The sequence below is a fragment of the Mesorhizobium sp. M1E.F.Ca.ET.041.01.1.1 genome (genome assembly GCF_003997355.1).
Lineage (GTDB): Bacteria > Pseudomonadota > Alphaproteobacteria > Rhizobiales > Rhizobiaceae > Mesorhizobium.
Window position 1 is genome coordinate 1 of sequence record NZ_RZSL01000788.1, and the last position, 2258, is coordinate 2258.

Genomic DNA, 2258 nt, shown 5'->3' on the forward strand with positions numbered 1-2258 from the left:
AGCGTGCCCAGCACCGGTGGTCCGGGCGGCGGCTCGACCACCTTGATGACTGTGCCCGCCGGCATGGCCAGGCCTTTCAGGCGCTCGCGTATGTCGAGCGCGATGGCATGGCTGGCGCGGCCGCGCTCACCCTTCGGTACTAGGTTGACAGTCACGTCGCCCTGCTCGGGGCTGGAGCGCAGATAATAATGGCGCACCAGTCCGTTGAAGTTGAAGGGCGCGGCGGAGCCGGCATAAGTCTGGAAGGAGACGACCTCCGGCACGCCGGCCAGGCGGTCGACCGCTGCCTGCAGCAGCCGGTTCGTGTCCTCGACGGACGAGCCCTTGGGCAGGTCCGCGACCACCTGCAGCTCGGTCTTGTTGTCGAACGGAAGCAGCTTCACCGTCACATGCCTGGTGTAGATCAGCGCCATGGAAGACAGCGTCGCGACACCGACGACGAGCAGGAACATCCAGGCACGCAGGCGCGACTTCAGGATCGGCCGGGCGACCGCGACATAGGCGCGGCCGAGCGCTCCTATATGTCCGTCGCCATGGCCGGTCCGCGCTTCCGCCGCTTCTTGCCTGCGGCCAAGCTTCATCATCAGCCAGGGCGTCAGCATCACGGCGACGAAGAAGGAGAACAGCATCGCGGCCGAGGCATTGGCCGGAATCGGGCTCATATACGGTCCCATCATGCCCGACACGAAAAGCATCGGCAGCAGCGCCGCGACGACGGTCAGCGTGGCGACGATGGTCGGGTTGCCGACCTCGGCGACAGCGTCGATGGCGGCGGCGCTCCGCGAACGCCCGTCATCCATGGCCCAGTGGCGGGCAATGTTCTCGATGACGACGATGGCGTCGTCGACCAGGATGCCGATCGAGAAGATCAGTGCGAACAGGCTGACGCGGTTCAGCGTGTAACCCATGATGCGGGAGGCAAAGAGCGTGAGCAGGATCGTCGTTGGGATGACAACCGCCACCACCAGCGCCTCGCGCCAGCCGATGGCGACGGCGACCAGCACGACGATGGAGATCGTCGCCAGGCCGAGATGGAAGAGAAGCTCGTTCGCCTTCTCGTTGGCGGTCTCGCCATAGTCGCGGGTCGCGGTCATCCCGACGTCCTTGGGGAATATCTGTCCGCGCGTCTGCTCCAGCCGCTTGCCGACGGCATCGGCAATGAGGACGGCGTTCGTGCCGGGCCGCTTGGCGATGGCGAGCGAGACGGCGGGACCGCGCTGCAGCCCGTCGGCGGTCTTGGTCACGTTCATGACACGATTTTCCGCCGGCGCCGTCGCCAGCACGATGCGGGCCACGTCGCGCACATAGACCGGCCGCCCGTCGCGGGCGGTCAGCAGCAGGTTGCCTATGTCGGAGAACCCCTGCAGTGTCTGACCGGCGACCAGCACCTGCTGCTTGCCCTGCTCGCGCACCGTGCCGAGCTGAAAGGAGCGGTTGGCGCCTGCGATCTTGGCCGTCAGTTGCTGCAGCGTGATCCCATAGAGCGAGAGTTTCTCCGGATCGGGCTCGACCTGGATTTCCTCCGGCTGCTCGCCGACGATGTAGGTCAGGCCGATGTCGGGGAGCTTGGCGACCTCGACCTGAAGCTCGCGCGCCAGCCGCGTCAGGTCGGCCGAGGAATAGCGGCCGGCGGCCTCCGGCGTCGGCGTCAGCGTCACCACCACGATGGCGACGTCGTCGATACCGCGCCCGACGATCAGCGGCTCGGGAACGCCGACCGGAATCCGGTCGAGGTTGGCGCGCACCTTGTCGTGCACGCGCAGCACGGCGGCGTCCGAGCTGGTGCCCACCTTGAAGCGGGCCGTGACCAGCGCGCCGTCGTCCGCGGTCTGCGAATAGACGTGTTCGACGCCATCGATGCTCTTGATGATCGTCTCCAGTGGTTCGGTGACCAGCTTGACCGCATCCTCGGCCCTGAGCCCGTCAGCCCTGACGTGGATATCGACCATCGGCACGGAGATCTGCGGCTCCTCCTCGCGCGGCAGCGTCACCAGCGCCACCAGGCCGAGGGCAAGCGCGGCCAGCAGGAAGAGCGGCGTCAGCGGCGAGCCGATGAAGGAGCGGGTGAGCCTGCCGGCAATGCCGAGCTTCATGGCATGACGACCTTGTCGCCTTCGGCGAGGCCGGTCAGCACCTCGATGCGCTGCTCGCCGGCATCCTCGAACCGCTCGCCGAGCACCACCGCCACGTCGAGCGGCCCGTTCGCCGTATCGACGCTGACGTAGTCGACGCCATGGATCGTGCGCACCGCCTGGGGT

1 protein-coding gene is annotated in these 2258 nt (G+C 67.2%); it reads right to left on the reverse strand.

The window, feature by feature from the left end:
* Positions 1 to 2093, reverse strand: a 2093-nt coding sequence (locus EOA38_RS34135; RefSeq protein WP_145966212.1) for an efflux RND transporter permease subunit, incomplete at its 3' end; no start/stop codon positions are given.
* Positions 2094 to 2258 lie beyond the last annotated feature (165 nt).